Source organism: Shimia sp. MIT910701 (assembly GCF_047126315.1).
GTDB lineage: Bacteria > Pseudomonadota > Alphaproteobacteria > Rhodobacterales > Rhodobacteraceae > Shimia.
Genome location: NZ_CP138953.1, coordinates 1,083,907 through 1,103,717, shown reverse-complemented (window position 1 = coordinate 1,103,717; position 19,811 = coordinate 1,083,907). Strand labels below are relative to the sequence as shown.

21 protein-coding genes and 1 riboswitch are annotated in these 19,811 nt (G+C 60.7%); of the genes, 8 read left to right on the top strand and 13 right to left on the bottom strand.

The window, feature by feature from the left end; all coding sequences use genetic code 11:
* Window positions 1–5: 5 nt before the first annotated feature.
* The 7 genes from SIB38_RS05225 (at window position 6) to SIB38_RS05195 (ending at window position 7,836) form a co-directional block, all read left to right on the top strand.
* The gene (locus SIB38_RS05225; protein WP_294115920.1) at window positions 6–1,139 is read left to right on the top strand and encodes a Gfo/Idh/MocA family protein; all 1,134 of its coding nucleotides are present in this window, start codon (window positions 6–8) and stop codon (window positions 1,137–1,139) included.
* Entirely contained in the window at window positions 1,136–2,113 is a 978-nt protein-coding gene (locus tag SIB38_RS05220) for an NAD-dependent epimerase/dehydratase family protein (protein WP_412551557.1), read from the top strand. Before SIB38_RS05225 ends, SIB38_RS05220 begins: the two co-directional genes overlap by 4 nt.
* The gene (locus tag SIB38_RS05215) at window positions 2,110–3,333 is read left to right on the top strand and encodes a glycosyltransferase family 4 protein (RefSeq protein WP_294115916.1); all 1,224 of its coding nucleotides are present in this window, start codon (window positions 2,110–2,112) and stop codon (window positions 3,331–3,333) included. The genes SIB38_RS05220 and SIB38_RS05215 overlap by 4 nt, the downstream gene beginning before the upstream one ends.
* On the top strand, window positions 3,330–4,298 hold the full coding sequence (locus SIB38_RS05210) for a glycosyltransferase (protein WP_294115915.1): 969 nt from the start codon (window positions 3,330–3,332) through the stop codon (window positions 4,296–4,298). The genes SIB38_RS05215 and SIB38_RS05210 overlap by 4 nt, the downstream gene beginning before the upstream one ends.
* The gene (locus SIB38_RS05205; RefSeq protein ID WP_412551556.1) at window positions 4,295–6,415 is read left to right on the top strand and encodes an NAD-dependent epimerase/dehydratase family protein; all 2,121 of its coding nucleotides are present in this window, start codon (window positions 4,295–4,297) and stop codon (window positions 6,413–6,415) included. The genes SIB38_RS05210 and SIB38_RS05205 overlap by 4 nt, the downstream gene beginning before the upstream one ends.
* A 1-nt stretch (window position 6,416) precedes the next feature.
* The gene (locus tag SIB38_RS05200) at window positions 6,417–6,944 is read left to right on the top strand and encodes a hypothetical protein (RefSeq protein WP_294115909.1); all 528 of its coding nucleotides are present in this window, start codon (window positions 6,417–6,419) and stop codon (window positions 6,942–6,944) included.
* A 91-nt stretch (window positions 6,945–7,035) separates the two neighbouring features.
* Complete coding sequence (locus SIB38_RS05195; RefSeq protein ID WP_412551555.1) at window positions 7,036–7,836, top strand: CpsD/CapB family tyrosine-protein kinase; 801 nt, start codon at window positions 7,036–7,038, stop codon at window positions 7,834–7,836.
* 24 nt (window positions 7,837–7,860) lie between these two features.
* Here SIB38_RS05195 and SIB38_RS05190 read toward each other — a convergent pair whose 3' ends face one another.
* The 13 genes from SIB38_RS05190 to SIB38_RS05130 all read right to left on the bottom strand — a co-directional run bounded on the left by SIB38_RS05190 (window position 7,861) and on the right by SIB38_RS05130 (window position 19,064).
* Window positions 7,861–8,940: an extracellular solute-binding protein gene (locus SIB38_RS05190; protein WP_294115905.1), complete on the bottom strand. Its 1,080-nt coding sequence runs from the start codon at window positions 8,938–8,940 to the stop codon at window positions 7,861–7,863.
* Window positions 8,931–10,766 carry an ATP-binding protein gene (locus SIB38_RS05185; RefSeq protein ID WP_412551554.1) on the bottom strand — a complete coding sequence of 612 codons (1,836 nt, stop codon included), beginning with the start codon at window positions 10,764–10,766 and terminating at the stop codon, window positions 8,931–8,933. Before SIB38_RS05185 ends, SIB38_RS05190 begins: the two co-directional genes overlap by 10 nt.
* Window positions 10,767–10,942: 176 nt before the next feature.
* Window positions 10,943–11,677 carry an ABC transporter permease gene (locus SIB38_RS05180; RefSeq protein WP_294115901.1) on the bottom strand — a complete coding sequence of 245 codons (735 nt, stop codon included), beginning with the start codon at window positions 11,675–11,677 and terminating at the stop codon, window positions 10,943–10,945.
* Window positions 11,674–12,402 (bottom strand): ABC transporter ATP-binding protein, encoded by a 729-nt coding sequence (locus SIB38_RS05175; protein WP_294115899.1) that lies wholly within the window; start codon window positions 12,400–12,402, stop codon window positions 11,674–11,676. The genes SIB38_RS05180 and SIB38_RS05175 overlap by 4 nt, the downstream gene beginning before the upstream one ends.
* The gene (locus SIB38_RS05170) at window positions 12,399–13,079 is read right to left on the bottom strand and encodes a TenA family protein (RefSeq protein WP_412551553.1); all 681 of its coding nucleotides are present in this window, start codon (window positions 13,077–13,079) and stop codon (window positions 12,399–12,401) included. The genes SIB38_RS05175 and SIB38_RS05170 overlap by 4 nt, the downstream gene beginning before the upstream one ends.
* Window positions 13,079–14,026 (bottom strand): ABC transporter substrate-binding protein, encoded by a 948-nt coding sequence (locus SIB38_RS05165; RefSeq protein ID WP_294115898.1) that lies wholly within the window; start codon window positions 14,024–14,026, stop codon window positions 13,079–13,081. The genes SIB38_RS05170 and SIB38_RS05165 overlap by 1 nt, the downstream gene beginning before the upstream one ends.
* A gap of 16 nt (window positions 14,027–14,042) precedes the next feature.
* The gene (locus SIB38_RS05160) at window positions 14,043–15,008 is read right to left on the bottom strand and encodes a HesA/MoeB/ThiF family protein (RefSeq protein WP_294115897.1); all 966 of its coding nucleotides are present in this window, start codon (window positions 15,006–15,008) and stop codon (window positions 14,043–14,045) included.
* Window positions 15,005–15,601, bottom strand: coding sequence for a thiamine phosphate synthase (locus tag SIB38_RS05155; RefSeq protein ID WP_294115895.1), 597 nt, complete (start codon window positions 15,599–15,601; stop codon window positions 15,005–15,007). Before SIB38_RS05155 ends, SIB38_RS05160 begins: the two co-directional genes overlap by 4 nt.
* Window positions 15,598–16,371, bottom strand: a complete 774-nt coding sequence (locus SIB38_RS05150; RefSeq protein ID WP_294115893.1) for a thiazole synthase — start codon at window positions 16,369–16,371, stop codon at window positions 15,598–15,600. The genes SIB38_RS05155 and SIB38_RS05150 overlap by 4 nt, the downstream gene beginning before the upstream one ends.
* A gap of 3 nt (window positions 16,372–16,374) precedes the next feature.
* Complete coding sequence (thiS, locus tag SIB38_RS05145; RefSeq protein ID WP_294115891.1) at window positions 16,375–16,569, bottom strand: sulfur carrier protein ThiS; 195 nt, start codon at window positions 16,567–16,569, stop codon at window positions 16,375–16,377.
* Window positions 16,553–17,530, bottom strand: coding sequence for an FAD-dependent oxidoreductase (locus SIB38_RS05140; RefSeq protein ID WP_294115889.1), 978 nt, complete (start codon window positions 17,528–17,530; stop codon window positions 16,553–16,555). Before SIB38_RS05140 ends, thiS begins: the two co-directional genes overlap by 17 nt.
* Complete coding sequence (gene thiD / locus SIB38_RS05135) at window positions 17,527–18,330, bottom strand: bifunctional hydroxymethylpyrimidine kinase/phosphomethylpyrimidine kinase (protein ID WP_294115887.1); 804 nt, start codon at window positions 18,328–18,330, stop codon at window positions 17,527–17,529. The genes SIB38_RS05140 and thiD overlap by 4 nt, the downstream gene beginning before the upstream one ends.
* Window positions 18,331–18,378: 48 nt before the next feature.
* A riboswitch (TPP riboswitch) is annotated at window positions 18,379–18,486 on the bottom strand.
* A 107-nt stretch (window positions 18,487–18,593) separates the two neighbouring features.
* Window positions 18,594–19,064, bottom strand: coding sequence for a YHS domain-containing (seleno)protein (locus tag SIB38_RS05130; RefSeq protein WP_412551552.1), 471 nt, complete (start codon window positions 19,062–19,064; stop codon window positions 18,594–18,596).
* Window positions 19,065–19,188: 124 nt separating this feature from the next.
* On the opposite strand from SIB38_RS05130, the gene SIB38_RS05125 reads away from it, so the two are divergent.
* Complete coding sequence (locus tag SIB38_RS05125) at window positions 19,189–19,746, top strand: TetR/AcrR family transcriptional regulator (RefSeq protein ID WP_412551551.1); 558 nt, start codon at window positions 19,189–19,191, stop codon at window positions 19,744–19,746.
* Window positions 19,747–19,811: the final 65 nt, after the last annotated feature.

Sequence of the window (19,811 nt, the reverse complement as noted above, 5' to 3'; positions counted from 1 at the left end):
CCACCATGTCAGCCGCCCAAACCCGCAGTGTGTCGATCATCGGTTGCGGCTTTGTCGCCGACCTCTACATGCGGTCGTTTGCAGCCCACCCCGACATCGCGGTGACGCAGGTGTATGACCATGATCCAGAGCGCCTGAAAGCCTTTTCCGACCACTGGAACCTGCACACCGCGGACAGTTTGGAGCGGTTTCTGGGCAACCTGCCACAAGGCTCTCTGGTGTTGAACCTGACCAACCCCGGCGCGCATTACGAGGTCTCGCGAGCCTGCTTGGAAGCAGGACATCACGTCTATTCCGAAAAGCCTTTGGCCACCGATATGGCTGACGCCATCGCGCTACATGAGCTGGCCGCACAAAAAGGCCTGCTGTTGTCTTCTGCGCCCTGCTCGGTGCTGGGCGAGGCGGCGCAGACCCTGGGCAAAGCCATTCGCAACGATGTGGCTGGCTCCGTGCGCCTGATCTACGCTGAGTTGGATGACGGTTTCATCCCACAAGCGCCCTATGTCGATTGGACGAGCGAAAGCGGCGCGCCCTGGCCTGCCGAGGACGAGTTTGCCGTCGGCTGCACACTAGAACATGCGGGTTATTACCTGACCTGGCTGATTGGCATGTTTGGCAGCGTGCGCCGCGTGGTGGCCGCCTCTGCCGAATGTCTGCCGGGCAAAGAAATCACCGGCACGCCAGACTTTTCCACCGCCACGCTGTTCTTTGAAAATGGCATCACCGCGCGGCTGACCTGCTCGATTGTGGCGAGTCATGACCACAAGATCCGCGTGTTTGGCGACAAAGGCGTGCTGCAGGTGAAACAGGCCTGGGACAATGACGCACCAGTCAAATTCCACCGCCGCTTCACCCTGCGCCGTCGGCTGGTCGAACATCCAATTGGCACGCGGCAAAAGATCAAAGGTGACACCCACCCCAAGGTGGAACGCTGGGGCGCGGCGGCGATGAACTTTGCCCTTGGCCCTGCCGAAATGCTCGATGCCTTGGCCGAGGGACGTCCATGCCGCCTGTCGCCGGATTTTGCCCTGCACCTCAACGAGGTCACGCTGGCCATTCAGAATTCCGGTGCTGATGGCTGCGCACAAGATATGACAACGCGCTGTGAGCCGATGGCGCCCATGCCTTGGGCCACATGAGAGGGGCCACCCTTGCCATAACAGGCGCCACGGGCTTTATCGGGCGCCACTGCGTGGAGCAGGCCCGCGCCGAGGGCACTGCGTTGCGTTTATTTGTGCGCGATATGGCGAAAGTGCCCGCTGACTGGCAAGCAGACGAAACCGTTGAAATCGTTGCGATGGACCTGACTTCTGCGGGCGACGGTCTGGCGCAGGCTTTGACCGGCATCCAAACCCTGATCCATTGCGCCGCCACGCTGTCCGGAGATCAGGAACGTGACACGGTGGCGGCCTCGGTGGTGGTGATCGACGCGGTGATCGCGGCGCAGGTGCCTCATGTGGTACTGGCCGGCTCGCTGTCGGTCTATGATGTGAGTGGCGTGCCCAAAGGCGGCACGGTGGACGAGGCCACAGCGGTGAACGCCGACGGGCGGGATGCCTACGCGCAGGCCAAACTCACCCAGGAAACGCTCTTCCATGACGGCGCATCGCTCTACGGCTATGCGCTCTCGATCCTGCGTCTTGGGGCCGTCTGGGGGCCGGATCACCTGTTCAATGCCCATATCGGGCCGGCGGTTGGCAGTACGTTGCTAAAAATCGACGGCGGCGGCGAAGTACCTCTGTGCCGCGTCGATTTGGCTGCCGAAGCGCTGCTTAAAGCAGCCCATGAAAACACCGGCGTCGGCACACTCAACGTGCTGGACGATGATCGGCCCAGCCGCGCGGCCTTCCTGACCGCGTTTCGCGCCTGTGGCTGGCCCAAACGGGTTTTTCCCACACCGCTGGCCCTCTGGCGTCTAGCGGCCTTTGTCACACCGGACAGCGCCGCCATGCCCGGTCTTCTGCGCCGCGCCGTGCTGGAAGCCCGCCACCGCCCCGTTCATTATTCAAACACCATGATGCACAATCGCCTTGGCCCTGTCACAATGCTGCCCTTTGCGGCTGCGATGCAGGCTGCGATTGAGCAGCAAGAGCAGCAGGCCCCGCCGTCGTGAGCGACACAGACAAGACCCCCATCGCCTATTTGACTGGCGAATACCCCCGCGCCACCGATACGTTTATCCAGCGCGAGGTGGCCGCGTTGCGCGCCCAAGGCCAGCCGGTGGAAACCTGCTCCGTGCGCCGCACCGGTGTGGAGCATCTGGTGGGCGACGAGCAAAAAGCCGAGGCCAAAGCCACCTTTTATATTCTTGCTGCCGCCAAATCTCCGGTCATTCTATTGGGCGCGGTTTTTGGGGCACTGATACGCAACCCTATCCGGTTCTTTCGGGCTGCGATCTTAGCGTTTCGCACCTCGCCTCCGGGGCTGCGCAACCGCATTTTTCAGCTGTTCTACTTTCTGGAAGCGGCCGTGCTTGCGGCCCATTTGCGCAAGAAAGGCGTGCGGCATCTGCACAACCACATCGCCAAATCCTCCTGCACCGTGGCCATGCTGATGAGCGAGCTGTCGGGCATTCCCTACAGCTTCACGCTGCATGGGCCGGACATCTTCTTTGCGCCGGATCATTGGCGGCTGGACGAAAAGATCAAACGCGCCAAATTTGTCGCCTGTATCAGCCATTTCTGCCGCTCGCAGGCGATGGCGTTTTCCAATCCCAAACATTGGTCCAAGCTGCATATCATCCACTGTGGCGTGGAGCCCGCGCGCTATGACGCGGGCGAGGATCCGGTGGAGACCAATCTTTTGTTCGTGGGGCGCCTTGCGCCGGTCAAAGGCCTGCCAATTCTGCTGCGCGCCTTGGAGCCGTTGAAGGCAGAATTCCCCAAGATCCATCTGACCGTGATTGGGGATGGGCCGGGGCGAAAGGCACTGGAAAAGCAGACGAAGAAAGCAGGGCTTGCGGAAAACGTGTCGTTTGTGGGCTACAAGTCGCAATCCGAAGTGGCCGAGGCGCTGGCTGCCTCTGACCTCTTTGTCCTGCCCAGCTTCGCCGAAGGCGTGCCGGTTGTGTTGATGGAGGCCATGGCCGCGCGCCGCCCCGTTGTGACCACGCATATTGCGGGCATTCCAGAATTGGTGACCGATGGCGCCTCTGGCCTGTTGGTGCCACCGGGCAACCCACATGCATTGGCCGAGGCCATTGGCAAAATCCTCGCCAATCCGGCGCGCGCCACCGCCATGGGTATTGCCGGCCGCGCCATGGTGGAAAAGGCCTTTGACATCAACAAAGAAGCCGCGCGATTGGGCGATCTGCTGGGCGGGGGCCAAACATGAGCACCACCGCCATCATCATTGGCCGCAACGAAGGCAAACGTCTGATCGCCTGCCTCGCCTCGCTAAAGGCACAGGGTGTAGAGATGGTCTATGTCGACAGCGGCAGCTGGGACAATTCCGTCGCCGAGGCCCGCAAGGTTGGCGCGCTGGTGGTGGAGCTGGACAACAGCCTGCCCTTCACCGCCGCCCGTGCCCGGCAGGCGGGGTTTGACGCGCTGGCACAAACCGGTGACCTGCCGGATTTTGTGCAATTCGTGGACGGTGATTGCATCGTGGTTGATGACTGGATCGCAGCCGGGGAAAAAGCCTTGAGCGAGGATGGCAGCCTGGGCCTGATCACCGGCTGGCGGGCGGAGCTTTATCCCGAACGCAGTGTCTACAACGCGCTGTGTGATTTTGAATGGCACAGGCCAGCAGGTGAAATTGTCGCCTGTGGCGGCGATATGATGGTACGCTCCAAGGCCTTTGTGGAAGCCGGTGGGTTTGACGCCACGGTGATTGCGGCTGAGGACGACGAATTCTGTGTGCGCCTCGCCAAAGCCGGTTGGAAACTACGCCGCCTGCCACAGGAAATGACCCGCCATGACGCTGCCATGCTGCGCTTTGGGCAATGGTGGCAGCGCGCCGTACGCACCGGCCATGGCTTTGCCCAAGTGGGCTGGATGCACCCGCCGTATTTCCGCAAGGAACAACTGCGCGGCGTGATCTATGGCTTGCTCCTACCGCTGCTGGCGCTCTGGGGCCTGATGGGCAGCGCCTTGCTATTCCTGTTGGTGCTCGCGCTCTATGTCGCCAACTACATCCGCACCAAAAACGGCCTTGTCCGCGAGGGGCTGCCCTATTGGGAAGCCTGGCGTCACGCCCGCCTTCTGACCCTGTCCAAACTGCCCAACGTGATGGGCATGATCCTGTTCCACTGGCGCCGCATCCGTGGCCGCGCCATGCGCATCATCGAGTATAAATGAGCATGAACACATTGTCCGACGACCGCCCGATCCGCGCCGCCCTTCTGGGGGCTGGTTACATCGCTGACTGGCACGCCGCCGCCATTCTGGCCACACCAGGCGTGGAGCTGGTCGCCGTCTGTGACCAATCCCGCGCCGCTGCCGATGCGCTGGCGCAGACCTATGGCATTGCCGCCTATACCGATCTGGACAAGCTGCTCGCCGCCAAAGTCGCCGACGCCATCCACATCGTCACGCCCCCCGGCACGCACCGGGCGCTGGCCGAAACCTGCCTGGCCACAGGGCATCACGTGTTGGTGGAAAAACCGGTGGCGATCTCCGGTGTGGAGACCGCCGAAATCCAGCAGATCGCTTCTGACGCAGGCCGCGTCTTTGCCGCCGGGCACAACTTCATGGGCACGCCAGGCTATCAGCGCCTGAAAACCCGGCTTGAGGCCGGTGAGATTGGCCGCGTCGCCAGCGCGGAGATCAACTGGAACTTCCCAATGATGCCGCTACGCTCCGGGCCATATGGCTTGTGGCTGCTGCGAGAGCCAAAAAACATGCTGCTGGAGCTGGGTCCGCATTTATTTGCCTTTGCCGTGGACCTGTTTGGCCCACTGAACGTAGAGCATCTGAGCCTGTCCAAACCGGTCGAAATCCCCGGCGACACAACGCGTCCGCAGGGTTGGCGCATTCTGGCGTCGGCTGGGGATGTGTCGGTCACGCTGAACCTGTCGTTGGTGGAAACCATGGACGACCGATCGGTGATCCTGCATGGCTCCACCGCCACCGCGCGCTATGACTACGCCCACGACGTGCTGACCGTGGACGCCGAAAACGCCGCCGACATTGTCGCCAACCCCTTCCTGCGCCAGATAGGCTTGGCCGGCCAGCATCTGCGCGAAGGCGTGGTGAATGGCGCGCGGCAGTTGGTGTCTCTCAATCGCAAATCGCCTTACGGATTGTCCTTTGCCGGGCTGACCGGAGCTTTTTACAGCGCCGTCCGCTCGGGCCGCGACTTGGACGCACGGTTCCATGGCGACAACGCCACACTGGTGATGCAGGCAATTGACGATGCCATCGCGCTCATGCCGAAACCTGCCAAAAAACCGAAACCGGCGAGCCGCGCCAAGCTAAGACCGTCTGTTCTGGTGATTGGCGGCACCGGCTTCATTGGTCGTGACCTGACCCGCGCCTGGGTTGCCAAAGGCCGCGATGTGCGTGTGCTGTCGCGCGGCACCTCCGGGCCGTTTGATGACATTGCCGACCATGTGGAGCTGTTTGGCGCCAACCTGCGCGATCCGGATCAACTGGCCGAGGCCATGGACGGCATCGAGATTGTCTACCACCTTGGCAAATCCATGGATGCTACCTGGGAGGCTGCGTTAAAAAACGACGTAGCGGTGACGGAAACCATCGCCCAAGCGGCACAGGCGGCGGGTGTGAAACGGTTTATCTACACCGGCACCATCGCCAGCTATGACATGTCCGATCCCAGCGTGACCATTCGCGAGAGCTTGGGTTTTGGCGATGACATGAGCGACCGGAACATCTATGCGCGCTCTAAGGCCGAATGTGAGGCGCGGCTGCTTGAAATGCATCGCAAACACGGCCTGCCGCTGGTGATTGCCCGCCCCGGCATAGTGCTGGGCAAAGGCGGTCCGTTACAGCATTGGGGCATTGGCCGATGGCATGGCGCGGGCGCGGTGCGCATTTGGGGCAAGGGCAAGCACATCCTGCCGTTTGTGCTCAACGAGGACATCGCCGAAGGGCTGATCCTGATGGCGGAAAACGATGACGCTTTGGGGCAGAGCTTCAATCTGGTGGGGGAACCGATGTTCTCCGCCACCGATTATTTTGACGCGATCCACGCCCGTCTAGGCGCGCGGATCAAAGTAAAACCGGGCAACCTGACCGCGTTTTACGCCTCTGCCTCGGTGAAATATGTCCTGAAGAAACAGGTGCTGCGTCGTGGCGGGCTGTCCAACCCGTCCTTGGCCGATTGGAAGAGCCGCGCGCATTTCTCGCCGTTTGACAACAGCCTGCCCAAAAAGGTGCTGGGCTGGGAGCCGGAACGCCGCCGCGATGTGTTCCTGACCAAGGTGATTGATGAGGCCAACCTGCTTGGCTTCTGACATGTCGCTTATCGTTGTCACCGACATCCATGGTGCGCCCGATGAAGCGCTGTGCCTGAGCGCGGGTTTGCCGGGCGTCGACCGCCTATCCCTTGCCGACCTTTGCGATCAACCGCCCCTCAGCGGCGAAGCCCTACACCATCACCTGTTCCAAGAAGACGGCATGGCGCGGGCAGTGCGCAGACTTTGCGACATGATGGCTGACCAGCCCGCTCTCATTGGCCTCGGCTACAGCGCGGGCGGCACGGCCCTGTGGAGAGCCGCACAAGCCGGCGTTCCCCTAACTGGCCTGATCTGCGTCTCCTCTACGCGGTTGCGGGACGAGCGCGCTCTGGCGATCCCAACCCAGGTCTATTTTGGTGACAACGACCCCGGACGCCCTTCCGAGGCTTGGCTGACCACCGTGCCCGCCACCGCCACTCTGTTGCCCAACGCGGCCCATGCCTTCTACGCTGAGGTAGACCACCCTGCGCGCGCGCAAGTGGCCGCAGACATCGCCGCCACCATCACCCGCTGGACCGCCGCTTAACCCCACACGTCCCCCTATCTCCGCAATGGTGCCTTTCTTTTGTCCGCATTGCCCTGATAGTTTTGCCCCAAACAGAGCGGATTCACGCGCCATGAGCACAGATCAGACCCACGAGACCGACCTCCCAGAAGAGGAGGCCACCGAGGCATCAAGTGACGCATCTTATGAGGAGGCGCGGCTGCCTGTGGTGCATGACCCGGATGTGTTCTGGGAAGGCTTGACCGTGGCCGCGCTCAAGGATGCGGATCTGGAGAAGAACTTCATCGTCAGCGCCACCCGCAGCCATCCGGCCCATGCCGCCTTTGACATGCTGCGCACCCGTCTGTTGCAGGCGCTCAACGAGCATGGCTGGAGCCGCGTTGCTGTGACCGCGCCCACCCGTGGCTGCGGCAGCAGCTTTGTCACCACCAACTTGGCCATGGCGTTTTCACGCCTAGAGTCTGTGCGTACCGTCTTGCTGGATATGGACTTGCGCGCGCCAAGCCTGGCCGAAACCTTGGGCCTCTCCGCAAAAGACAGCATGGCGGATTACCTCAGCGGCGTGATCGCGCCGGAGAACTTCCTGCAACGGGTGCAGCCCAACCTCGCCGTGGCCTTAAACGACAGCGCCAGCGAGAACTCCGCGGAACTGTTCCAAAACGACATCGCAGCCGAAGTGCTCGAAGAATTGGAAGAGGCGCTCTGCCCCGATCTGATGCTGTTTGACATGCCACCCGCGCTGGAATTTGACGACGTGCTGGGCTTTCTGCCCAACGTCGACGCGGTTCTGGTGGTGGCGGGCGGCGGTATTTCCACCGCCGAGGACATCACCAAGGTTGAGCAAATCCTTTCGGAGGTGAAACCTATTCTTGGCGTGATGCTCAACAAGGCGGACGGGCCGGTCTCTTACTGACCCACCCAAACGCGTTTTCTCTGGTTACAGACCCAGCTGCATCCGGCGCCAGCGCCGGTCCAGAATGCGTTTTTCGGATCCCGTGCGCGGCGTCAACATGAACAGCTTCTCGCGTCGGTCTTTCGGCGCCACCTGTTCCAGAATCTCCCGATCCAGCTCCGCCAATGCCTCGTGCGACACCGGAATATCTGTCAAGGCGAGGGAGAACTGCGAGACTTTTGCCAGCACTTCCGGCTCATTCATATAGCGCAGCAGATCATGGCTGTGCTCCGGATGGCCTGTGTCGCCAGGATACACCAGCACATCGGCCCACAGCACGGTGCCCTCTTGGGGCACAAAATACCGCACCTCATTACGTCCCAGCAAAGACTGCGGCGCCAGCGCGTCGCTGCTCCAGGTCAAGGCCACGCAGGCCTCATTTTGCAAAACCTGTTCCTGCTGACTGCCGTCAATGGTGTGCACGTAAGGCATGATGCCTGCAAGCAACTCAAAGGCTGCGTCCAGATCTTCTTCGGCCATCGAGTTTGGATTGCGGCCCAGATAGTTGAGCGCAATTGCCACCACCTCTTGCACCGCATCCACTATGGTGATGCCACAATCCGCAAGCTCGGCGGCATACTTCGGATCAAACACCAGATCCCAGCTGTTGAGCGCCGTTTCCGGCACGCGTTCTAACACATCGTCGATGTCCACCATCACGCCGGTGGTGCCCCACAGAAACGGCACCGCATACTCGCTGGCCATGGGCACGGCTTCTTCGAGCTTTTCCATCAGCTGCGGATGGCTGCCATTCAATTGCGCCCGAATCTTGGCATCAAAGGGACGCAGCGCATCAATGCTCACCAAACGCGGCATAACCTCCACTGGCACAACGGCGAGATCATACTCGGTGCCACCAGCGGCGAGACGGGCCTCGGCCTCATCTGCCACCATAAAGGTGTCGACCACCACATTCATGCCATGGCGCTCGCCAAACTCCTGCACCACCTCCTGCGGGATCGTGTTGTTCCAGGCGTAAAACCACACCGCACCTTCGCCCGCCTGTACTGGCACGCTCAAGGCACCGGTCATCGCCGCGGCCAGTGCAAAACTCTTCAGGCGCATGCGCCATCCTCCTGTGTCTCGGACTCAGACGGCCAGTGCCGCAACAGCTCCGCCTTCAGCGCATTGCGCGTGACGGGTTTTTCCACATAGCCGGACATGCCGGCGGCGACGGCCTCGTCCCGATGTTCCGCTTGCGCATTTGCGGACAGGCCCACAATTGGCACCGTGGCGGCCTTGTGCCGCGTGTCAGCCCGAATGGCGCGGGTGGCCTGCAAGCCGTCCATCATCGGCATACGCACATCCATCAAAATCAGGTCCGGTTCGCAAATCGCGGCCTTGTCCACCGCCTCCAGCCCGTTGGACGCAGACAGCACCTCGCAACCCAGATTCTCCAAAATCTTGCGCGCCACCACCTGATTGACGCGGTTGTCATCCGCCACTAGCACCCGTTTGCCAAACTGCATCGCCTCAGACGGCGCAGGCTCCGCAATCACTGCGGTGGCGTTGCCCACCGGCAGTTCCAGAATGAACTCCGAGCCTTCGCCCAGCACGCTTTCCGCCGTGATCTCACCACCAAGGGCCTCACTCATGCGCTGCACAATCGACAGGCCCAGCCCAGTGCCACCAAACTGCGTGGTGGTGCTGGAATCGGCTTGCTCAAACTGATCAAAAATCCGTTCCAGAGCGCTCGGCGCGATGCCAATCCCGTCGTCTTTCACCACAATCCGCAAGCGGCGCTCTTCACCCTTGTGTGGCGCGACATCTTCCAGATGCAGCTCAATATTGCCCTGCTCAGTGAACTTCACCGCGTTGCCCACAAGATTGGCCAACACCTGCCGCAACGCCTGGGGTGCGCTGTGCACAAACCACCCGGTCTCGGTTGGAGCCGCATGCACCGTCAGCGCCACGCCATTCTTGGCAGCCTGACCCGAAAACAGCTCGGCGGTTTCCTGACACAGGGCCTGCACGTCAAAGGCTTCAAATTTCAGCTCAACCTTACCGGCCTCGATTTTGGCCAGATCAAGTACGTCATTGATCAGTTGCAACAGCGCCCACCCGCTGCTCTGGATCATCGACAGCATGCGCTTTTGCTCCGGCTCAAGCCGCGTGTCCTTGAGCACATCCGCCAATCCCAAAACGCCGTTCAGCGGGGTACGGATTTCATGGCTCATTGTGGCCAGGAACATCGATTTGGCATCAGAAGCCGCCTCGGCCCTACGCCGGTTGCGCTCGATCTCGGACTGCGCCCGGATCACGTAACGCTCCATCGGGATGTGCACAAATCGTGCCGCTAACCCCGCCCCAAAGAGCGTGATCACCAGCGCAAAAATACCGTAGGTGACTTGTTTGTCCGCCGCTTCCTGCGCGGCGGCCAGTTCCGCCTGTTTGATCCGGTTGAAGATCGGCAAGAGACGCATCGCCAGATCGCCAGCCATACCTGCCGCGCGGGCGACGTCGGTCATGTTCTGACGTGGGTCCACCGCCACATCAGCCAGGAAAAGCACGTCCTCAAGCTCCAGGAGCGGGTTCATCGCGTCCCGCCGCAGGATGCTCTGCCCTTCAGATGAGAAGGTCTTGAGGGTTTTCTCCTGCGAAATCCGCTCTGCCGCCTCTTCGGCAGCATGCGACGCGCGCCGTACATGTGCGCGCGAGTTCACGCCGCGTTGCGACGCCGGTGCGATCCGCAGTTCCTGAAATGCCATCGACATTTCCGACAGCGACAATAAAAGCGTGTCCATGGAAGCTGTGTTCTGGTTGCGTGTTGCCACCGTATCGCGCCCCATAAGCGCCACCCCCATGGCTGCGATTGCGGCCGCGAGCACAATGCTCAGCGCGATGCCGCTTCGCCAGCGGAGATACCGTCGTGTAATACGCAAATTCGACATGCTGCGGTCTATCTACAACTCAAAAAATCTACCGGAAAATGAGTGCCAGCAGGTGGTTAAAGTAGTCTTAAGACACAGGCTCTCCGACGCTATTCAGTCGAGATTATCTGATTTTGTTGTAATTTGATTGGAAAACCGCCCAAACCGCTTTGGGGTTGGGTACCCCCACCGGCAGATCAGGTCTCCCGATCACCTAATACCCGGGTCAATTTAGCTACCAGCAAATAGAACACAACCGACATGACGCCGAGGGTCAGCAAGGCCGCAAACATTAAATCCGTTTTGGCCCGACCGTTGGACATTATCATTAACGCACCAAGGCCTTTTGAGGCCCCAACCCATTCGCCAATCACGGCCCCAATCGTGGCATAGACCGCAGCCAATCGTACACCTGCACCAAGGCTCGGGAGCGCGGCTGGCACACGGATTTGCCACAGGATCCGCATCGGCTTGGCCTGCATGGTTTTTGCCAAATCCAAATAGCCCGGTGGCGTCCGAATCAAGCCGTCAAAAAAAGCCGAAGTCACCGGGAAGTAGATAATCAGCACGGCCATAGCGACTTTTGACCAGAGGCCAAAACCCAGCCACAAAGTCAGAATTGGGGCCAGAGCGAACACCGGCAAAGACTGGGTGAACACCAAGATCGGTTGCACCAAGGTACGCATCGTTTTGGAAGTTGCCAGTTGCAGCGCGGTCACAATGCCCAGCGCCGTTCCAATGATCATGCCTAGCACGATTTCCTGGAGTGTGATCACCGCGTTTTCAGCAATCAGCACTCGGTGTTGCCACCAGGCCTCCGCCACCACCGATGGGCCAGGCAAAAGAAAGGGTTGCACACCTGTAGATGTGACAATCAATTGCCAGACCAACAGCGCAAAAATGGTGGAGGCAATAGGAGGCCACATCTTCATGCCGCTTGCCCCATCAGTCGTTTTAAGAGCTCGGACTGGCACATCAAAGTATCCAGCGCCTCCACGGCGCGTGGAACCTCTGCCGTCGGCGGGGTGACCGCTGTCAGGCCTGCGGGGGTCATCACATGGATCGCATGGCCCAACCGGGCCGCTTCACCGGGATCATGGGTCACCACCATCACTGTGCGGCCTGACAGCAGCTCAACCGCCAAATCCTGCATCGCCGCGCGCGTTTGAGCGTCCAACGCCGAAAACGGTTCGTCTAGCAGGATGATGGGTTTGTCTTCCATCAACGTGCGCGCCAGCGCCACCCGCTGGCGTTGCCCACCGGAAAGCTCGCCCGGCTTCTTGTGGCGATGCGCCAGCAATCCGCAGCGCTGCAACAGCTGCTCCAACCGCGTTTCATCCCAGTCCTGCCCCCGCAGTCGCGCGCCCAGCGTGATGTTTTTCGCCACGCTGGCCCACGGCATCAGCAAGTCATCCTGCGCCATATAGGCGATGCGGTCGGCAACAAGCTCACCGTCTGTGGCCGTGATCTCTCCGTCAAAATCCGCGCCTGTGGACAAATCAGCCATCAGTCGCAAAACCGTGGTTTTCCCCACGCCAGACCCGCCCAAAAGGCAGGTCCAACGCCCGGCATCCAAGGACAACGTGAGCGGCGCAAACAGCTGCCGCCCCTCAATTGAGGCCTGTCCTTGTAAGGTGATGCCGGGTGCCAAAGTCATGGGGTCAGGCCCATCTGCCAGAAGTTCACTTCCAGCTCAGTGGCCATGCGGAACTTGTCACACAGCGCGGCAAAGCGCGGGCTGTTTTCAAAGTCCTTGCCCAAACGTCGCTCCAGCGCGCCATCAAGCAGTTGACCCACGGCAACACAGTCGCCCTGATAACCTTCGCCCGCATAGGTGTTGATCCAGTCGGCGTAGGTGTCGGAGGTTTTCTCAACGCCCAACCGCGCGCCAATCTCGCCATAGCCCATCACGCAAGGCGCCAAAGCGGCCAGCAGATCCAACAGATCGCCGGAATAGCCTGCCTCCAGCACATAGCGTGTGTAGGCGAGGTTTTCTGCGCGCTCAGGCGTGGCAAACAGCTCTTCCTGCGGTATGCCTGCGGCCTCGCAGATGCCCACGTGCAGCTGCATTTCTTCGGCCACCAGCGCATTCACAGTTGCGACCGCGCCCAGCATTTCCTCATGGGTTTCCGATTTCACCACCGCCAGCGCCCAGGCGCGGGAGAAGTGGATCAGGAACACATAATCCTGCCGCAGGTAATGCAGAAACGCCGCATTCGGCAGCGAACCATCGCGCAGCCCTTCAACAAAGGCATGGCGGGTATACTCCCCCCATGCCTCGCCTGCCGCCTCACGCATCAGCGCAAAGGCACGGCCATAGTTTTGAGCGCTCATTATTGGCCCATCGCCGGGGCGGTCACGTCAATGGTGATCGCCTCAACTGGGTTGATCGACGGGATCATGCCGCTGTCCTTGAGGAACTGCTCAAAGCGCACGTAACGACCGGCGTCATAGCCCGCTGGGCGCAAGGCAAAGCGTGGCAACGTGTCAGCCCATGCGCGCTCGTTCAGCTCGTCCTGAAGTTCGGTGGACGTGGCAGAGAAAATTTCCCAGCTTTTGACCGGATTGTTCACGATGTACTGCGTCGCTTTTTCGGTTGCCGCCATGAAACGCGCCACTTTGTCCGCATCCATGGTATCTGGGTTGGCCACATAGATCAGCTCGTCATAAGATGGCACGCCCTCTTCTTCGATGTAGAAGCAGGTGCCCGGACGGCCTTCGATGTCCATCTGGTTCAGCTCAAAATTCCGATACGCACCGATCACCGCGTCCACCTGACCAGACATCAGCGATGGGGACAGGGAGAAGTTCACGTTCACCAGCTCGATGTCATCGGTGGACACGCCATACTTGCCCAAAACCGCGCCCAGCACGGCTTCTTCCACGCCAGCCACGGAGAAGCCAACTTTCTTGCCTTTCAAATCCGCCGGAGTTTTGATCGGACCGTCTTCCAGAACCAACAGGCAGTTCAGCGGAGTTGCCACCAGCGTGCCAACACGCTTCAACGGCAGACCTTCGTGGATCTGCAGGTGCAGTTGCGGCTGGTAGGACACCGCCAAATCAGCTTGGCCCGCGGCCACAAGGCGCGGAGGCATAGACGGATCGGCCGGTGGCACAATCTCAACCTCAAGGCCAACTTCTTCGAAGTAGCCGTTTTCTGCGGCGACGATGATCGGGCCGTGGTCGGGGTTGATGAACCAATCCAGCAGAAGGGTCATTTTGTCTGCCGCCATGGCGGGGGTTGCGGCCATCAGGGCCACAGCTGCGAGTAGGTGCTTCATCACGTTTCCTCTCGTTCTAAGAAGCAGATGCCGCGACAAGAACAATCTCGCCGGGCCAAATCTCTTGGGTGAATTCCGCCGCACGCCAGGACCGCAGCCCCGTTGCACAGCACAAAGCCAGCCGCCCCTCGGCGATTGGCAGGTTCTCTTTCAACTGATCCGGCAAAAGGCGGATCGCGTCCGGATGTGCCGGCTCTGGCGCTTCCTCAGGCCCGCGCAGCTCGACAATTGTGTCAGCCTCGCTGAGCATCTCCGGCACCACAAACTCAAAGGCCACCTCCGGCTCCGGCGCGATATCAAACCGAAACGGCGCGCTGCGCATGGAACGCGCGTCAAACTGCACCATTTGCCCCAACGGGCTCGGTTGATGCCCCATCAAGACGGCCAGCGCCATCTGCGTCTGCATCGCGCCAATCAAGGCCACCACCGGCCCCATCACGCCTGCGGTTGCACAGCTTGCCCCGCTTTCCGGGGCCTCCGGGAACAACGCGCGCAATGACGGCGCGCCGCCGCAAACACCCGCCGCATAGCCCGACAGAGCCAACGCCGAGCCTGTGATCAGCGGGATGTTCTCTGCCAAACACAGATCGCTCAACGTGTAGCTCACCGCGTAGCTGTCGGCGCAATCCATCACCAAAGTGACACCGTTGAGCAGCGTTGGCGCATTGGCCGGGGTCATCTTGGCCACCTCAGCCTCAACAGTGATCTCGCCATTGATCGCCTGACAGCGTGCAGCGGCCACTTCCGCCTTAGGCTTCCCCTGATCGCCTTCGGTAAACATCGTCTGACGATGCAGGTTGGACAGTTCCACCGTGTCGCCATCAACAATCGTGATGCGCCCCACGCCAGCCCCTGCCAGCAAAGGCAGCGCACTTGCCGCCAGACCGCCCGCGCCAATGACCAACACATGGGCCGTGGTCAGCGCCACCTGCCCATCTGCACCCACCTCGGGCAATATCATTTGGCGCGCATAGCGGCTCACTTGCAGACCTCCAGCCACTGGCGCACGCGGCCTTCTGGATCGTGGTTCAGTGTGATGTCGGTGACCGCAGAGACTATATCCGCCCCGGCCTCAAACACACCCGGCGCGCGTTCCACTGACATGCCACCAATGCCCACCAACGGCACCGCGCCCACACGCGCTTTCCACTCGGTCACACGCGGCAGGCCCTGCTGATGCCATTTCATCTTTTTCAGGATGGTTGGGTAAACCGGCCCCAGCGCGACATAATCCGGCGCGAAGGCCAGCACGCGTTCCAACTCGTCATCATCGTGGGTCGACACGCCCATCTTGAGGCCCGCTGCGCGGATCGCTTTCAGATCGGCTTCGTCCAAATCTTCCTGACCGAGGTGAATCCAGTCGCAGCCCAGATCAATCGCCGCCTGCCAGTAATCATTGATCACCAGCACGCAGCCGTGTTCGCGACACAGCGCCTGACCTTCGACAATCTGCGCCCGCACATGGTCGTCACTGGCATCCTTGATGCGCAGTTGCACCAGTTTGATGCCAAGCGGCAGCATGCGCTTGAGCCAACTGACATCGTCAAAAATCGGATAAAACTTATGCAGGCTCATGACAGGAACGCCTTTCCAATAACAGGGGTGGAGGCTTCCGCCATATCGCGTGCCTCAATTGGATCGGCCTCAAAGCCCATCCGGCCTGCTTCCACGGCGGCCATCATCGCCTTGGCCATCGCCACCGGATCACCGGCGCGCGCCACAGCGGTGTTCAAAAGCACAGCGTCAAAACCAAGCTCCATCGCCGCCGCCGCATGGCTCGGCAAGCCAATGCCTGCGTCCACCACCAAAGGCACGTCGGGGAACTCCGCCCGCATCGCCCGCAGCGCATAGGTGTTGTTTAATCCACGACCGGATCCGATCGGCGCGCCCCAAGGCATCAACACCTCACAGCCTGCTTCTAGCAGGCGCTCGCCCACGATCAGGTCTTCGGTGGTGTAGGGAAACACCTCAAACCCGTCCTCGGACAGAATTCGTGCGGCTTCCACAAGTTGGAACACATCCGGCTGCAGGCTGTCGGTGTGGCCGATCAGCTCCAGCTTGATCCACTTGGTGTCAAACACCTCTCGCGCCATATGCGCCGTGGTCACCGCCTCTTTCACCGTGTGACAGCCCGCCGTGTTGGGCAGCACCAGCACGTCCAGATCCGCAATCATTTGCCAGAAGGTTTGCCCCGCGCCGCCAGCGCCTTCACGCCGTAACGACACCGTTGCAACGCCAGCTCCAGAGGCCCGAAACGCCTCTTCCAAAATCGCCGGGCTGGGATATTGCGCCGTGCCCAGCATCAGCGGGTTTGGCAGTTCTACACCGTAAAACGTCTTGCCCATCGCTCAGCCCCCCTGCATCGGTGCGACCACTTCGACGCGGTCGCCATCCGCCAATGTCTGCGCCGCGCGTAATCCGGCGGGCACAAACTCTTCGTTGAGTGATGTCGCCACGCGGCCGGAAAAGCCACACTCAGCCAAAAGCCCAGCCAAATCCGTGGCCGCCACGTCGCGGGCCTCTCCGTTAAGCACGATCTTCATCGACCATCTCCGAATGAATGTTGTGAAGCGCCAGATCGGCGACCCCTTTGGCCAGTGCAGGGGCCAGCAAGTAACCATGGCGGTACAAGCCGTTGGCGTAAATTGTCCGACCCAGCCGCCGGATGCGCGGCAGGTTGTCCGGGAACGCCGGGCGCAGATCGACGCCGATTTCCAGCACTTCTGCCTCGCCAAAAGCCGGGTTGAGCGCATAGGCCGCACTGAGCAGTTCCAGCATCGAGCGCGCGGTGATGCGGCTGCTGTCTTCGCTCTCAATTGAGGTCGCGCCCAGCATGTAGACGCCATCCCCACGCGGCACGATGTAGAGCGGGATGCGCGGATGCAGCAAACGCACAGGGCGGGTGATCTCCACATCCGGTGCACGGATGATCAACATCTCGCCCTTCACGCCGCGCAGGTCATAAAGGTATTCGCGCGCCGACAGGCCCCGACAGTCAATCGCGTTTTCAAGGTTGGTTGGCGCGATCTTCGCGTGCACCGTCGCGCCCTTGTCCGCCAAGCCGCGATACAGGTCTTGCAAGGCCCTACGCGGATCAAGGTGGGCTTCGTCTTCAAAGAACAGCCCCTGCCCAAAACCGTGCAAATCCGGCTCCAGCTCAGCAACTTTTCCACGCCCCACCTCAGTGAACCCTTCGGTGCGCCGAGCAAACCGGCGCATGTCTGGCAGGTCACGTTTGTTGGCGACCACCAGTGTGCCCGCCTTGGTTACTTTGGTATGCGCCGACCACCAGCCGATGGCCTCTTGCCCATGCCGCAGCACAGGCTCCTCGGCATTTTCATATTCACACCACGGCGCCAACATGCCACCCGCCCACCAGCTACAGCCGTGTGGGCCAGGTGGGCCAGCAGGGTCAAACACCTGCACCTCGGCGCCACGCTCCGCAAGCTCCGTGGCCACGGCCAGCCCGGCAACGCCAGCGCCTATGACGGAATAAAGCGTCACGCGCCCCAAACCCGGTGGAAATGGTGCAAGGGCCCGTGGCCATGCCCGACCTTCAAATCATCAGCCGCCGCAATCGCGCCTTGCAGGTACTCATGCGCCTCTTTCACCGCGATGGGCAGCGCCAGACCTTTGGCCAAACCCGCCGCAATCGATGAGGACAACGTACAACCGGTGCCATGGGTGTTTTTGGTCTGCTTGCGCGGCGCGGTCAGCTCCAGCTGCGTGCCCTCATAGGTCATCAGGTAATCGTGGCAGATGTCCCCATCCGCATGACCACCCTTCATCAGCACCGCCTGTGCGCCCACCGCACACAAGGCCTGCCCCTGCGCCACAACCTGCTCTTCGCTAGTGGCGAACTCTTCTTTCAGCAACGCCGCCGCCTCGGGCAGGTTGGGTGTAATCACCGTGGCCCGTGGCACCAGCACATCGCGCAAGGTCATCACTGCCTCCTCAGCCAACAGGCTGTCGCCGGATTTCGCCACCATCACCGTGTCGAGCACCACCGGACCGGTGAAGTCCTCAATTGCATCGGCCACCGTGTGGATGATCTCCGGCGTGGCCAGCATCCCAATCTTGATCGCGCCAACGTCCATGTCAGACAGCACCGCGTCGATCTGTGCGCGCACCACGTCCAGCGGGATCGGGTGCACCGCGGTCACGGCCTGTGTGTTCTGTGCGGTCACAGCGGTGATCACGCTGGTGCCAAAGGTGCCCAGTGCGCTAAACGCCTTCAAATCCGCCTGAATACCCGCGCCGCCCCCGCTGTCGGAGCCTGCAATTGTCAAAGCGATATGGGCCATACGTGACGCCTCCCAGTTCGAAACGGGATTCCGCGCAGGCAAAACGTCATCGTCTTTGACACCGTTCCCTCCGCCGGTATTGCCCGGATCAGGTTCGATGGGTTTACGCATTTGCGATTCTCAGCCCTGCCATGCAGAACACCCCAACGGTTATCTGCCTCTTAGACAAAGCCGCACCCGGCGTCAATCATTGCTCGGATCACAAAAAGCCCCCACCGATTGCGCGGTGAGGGCCAACGGCCAAGGGAGTGGTGGCTTACTGCTTATTGCAGGCTGGCCGGATCTTTGTCTGCGATGGTGGTCCAGTTGGTGTCGGCTTTTTCGATGAAACCCGGAATGTCCTCGGCCCAACGCGCCTGAACATCTTTGGACAGGTTCAGGAACAGTTCGCCGTCCACAATCTTCCAGTGCTCCGGGTCGCCATCAAACTTGAAGCCCATCGCTGCGCCAAAGGCGCAGTAACCGCCATACTGCGGCAGGTAGGCCTCTGGGTCCGCGTCAAACGCCGCTTTGTGCTCTTCGCTGGAGAACCAGTAGTTGGCATCGTTGTAGCTCGACGTGATGCGGTAGTCGCCTTTGGTCGGCGCGCCATCGGTGAAATACGCCACCGGGTCATAGCCCTGCATCGCAAGATCCGTGGAAGACGCGTTGAGTTCAACGCCAGCGGCAAAAGCGGAGGTGGCCACAGCCACGGACAGCGCGGCACCAGTGATCAGAGATTTAAAAACGTTCATTGGGGGAGGTCCCTTTGTTGAATGATCTGAGTTTGGAACCAATCAGTTCCTATTGACTATTTACAATTCGGAACCAAATGGTACAAATCAACTGACCGTGAGCATTGCGTGAGGTAGGAATCTAGTGGCCCGCCCCAGAGAATTTGACATCGACAAAGCGATAGACGGCGCCATGCAGATCTTCTGGCGCCAAGGCTATAAGGCCACCAACCTGCCCGATCTGCTCACCGCCATGGGGCTCACGCGGGGGAGTTTTTATAAGGCTTTTGCCGACAAGGAAGCGGTCTATTTCAAGACACTGGAGCGCTATGACAATCTGGTCGTCACCACCAATGTGGCCGCGCTAAAGGCCTGCGATGCCGCTGACGCCACCACCTGTTTGATGCCGATGTTTGCCCCCACGGACAAAGCCGGCATCGGCTGTTTTATCTGCAACGCCATGGTCGAGGTCGCGCCGGACAACCCCAAGGTTGCGCAAAAAACCCAGGAAATGGCGGACCGCCTGAAACAGGGGATTCTCGGCGTACTGGACGTGCGGGGCGTCGGCCTGTCCCCCACCCACCGCGCCGATCTGGCCGAGATGATCCTGCACCTCTACTTCGGCTTTCAAGCCATGGGCAAATCCGGCCGGGCGCAGGACGACTGGGAAGGCCGGATTAGGCGGTTATTGGGGGAAAACTGAAGCGGCTTCAGTAAGAACTTCTCACCTTGGGAAATGACGTGATCTCTATGCTTTTAATCATGTTG

Coding starts and splice junctions, on each gene's coding strand:
- SIB38_RS05225 (WP_294115920.1), top strand. CDS start 6: ATGTCAGCCGCCCAAACCCGCAGTGTGTCGATCATCGGTTGCGGCTTT.
- SIB38_RS05220 (WP_412551557.1), top strand. CDS start 1,136: ATGAGAGGGGCCACCCTTGCCATAACAGGCGCCACGGGCTTTATCGGG.
- SIB38_RS05210 (WP_294115915.1), top strand. CDS start 3,330: ATGAGCACCACCGCCATCATCATTGGCCGCAACGAAGGCAAACGTCTG.
- SIB38_RS05205 (WP_412551556.1), top strand. CDS start 4,295: ATGAGCATGAACACATTGTCCGACGACCGCCCGATCCGCGCCGCCCTT.
- SIB38_RS05200 (WP_294115909.1), top strand. CDS start 6,417: ATGTCGCTTATCGTTGTCACCGACATCCATGGTGCGCCCGATGAAGCG.
- SIB38_RS05195 (WP_412551555.1), top strand. CDS start 7,036: ATGAGCACAGATCAGACCCACGAGACCGACCTCCCAGAAGAGGAGGCC.
- SIB38_RS05190 (WP_294115905.1), bottom strand. CDS start 8,940: ATGCGCCTGAAGAGTTTTGCACTGGCCGCGGCGATGACCGGTGCCTTG.
- SIB38_RS05185 (WP_412551554.1), bottom strand. CDS start 10,766: ATGTCGAATTTGCGTATTACACGACGGTATCTCCGCTGGCGAAGCGGC.
- SIB38_RS05180 (WP_294115901.1), bottom strand. CDS start 11,677: ATGAAGATGTGGCCTCCTATTGCCTCCACCATTTTTGCGCTGTTGGTC.
- SIB38_RS05175 (WP_294115899.1), bottom strand. CDS start 12,402: ATGACTTTGGCACCCGGCATCACCTTACAAGGACAGGCCTCAATTGAG.
- SIB38_RS05170 (WP_412551553.1), bottom strand. CDS start 13,079: ATGAGCGCTCAAAACTATGGCCGTGCCTTTGCGCTGATGCGTGAGGCG.
- SIB38_RS05165 (WP_294115898.1), bottom strand. CDS start 14,026: ATGAAGCACCTACTCGCAGCTGTGGCCCTGATGGCCGCAACCCCCGCC.
- SIB38_RS05155 (WP_294115895.1), bottom strand. CDS start 15,601: ATGAGCCTGCATAAGTTTTATCCGATTTTTGACGATGTCAGTTGGCTC.
- SIB38_RS05150 (WP_294115893.1), bottom strand. CDS start 16,371: ATGGGCAAGACGTTTTACGGTGTAGAACTGCCAAACCCGCTGATGCTG.
- thiS (WP_294115891.1), bottom strand. CDS start 16,569: ATGAAGATCGTGCTTAACGGAGAGGCCCGCGACGTGGCGGCCACGGAT.
- thiD (WP_294115887.1), bottom strand. CDS start 18,330: ATGGCCCATATCGCTTTGACAATTGCAGGCTCCGACAGCGGGGGCGGC.
- SIB38_RS05130 (WP_412551552.1), bottom strand. CDS start 19,064: ATGAACGTTTTTAAATCTCTGATCACTGGTGCCGCGCTGTCCGTGGCT.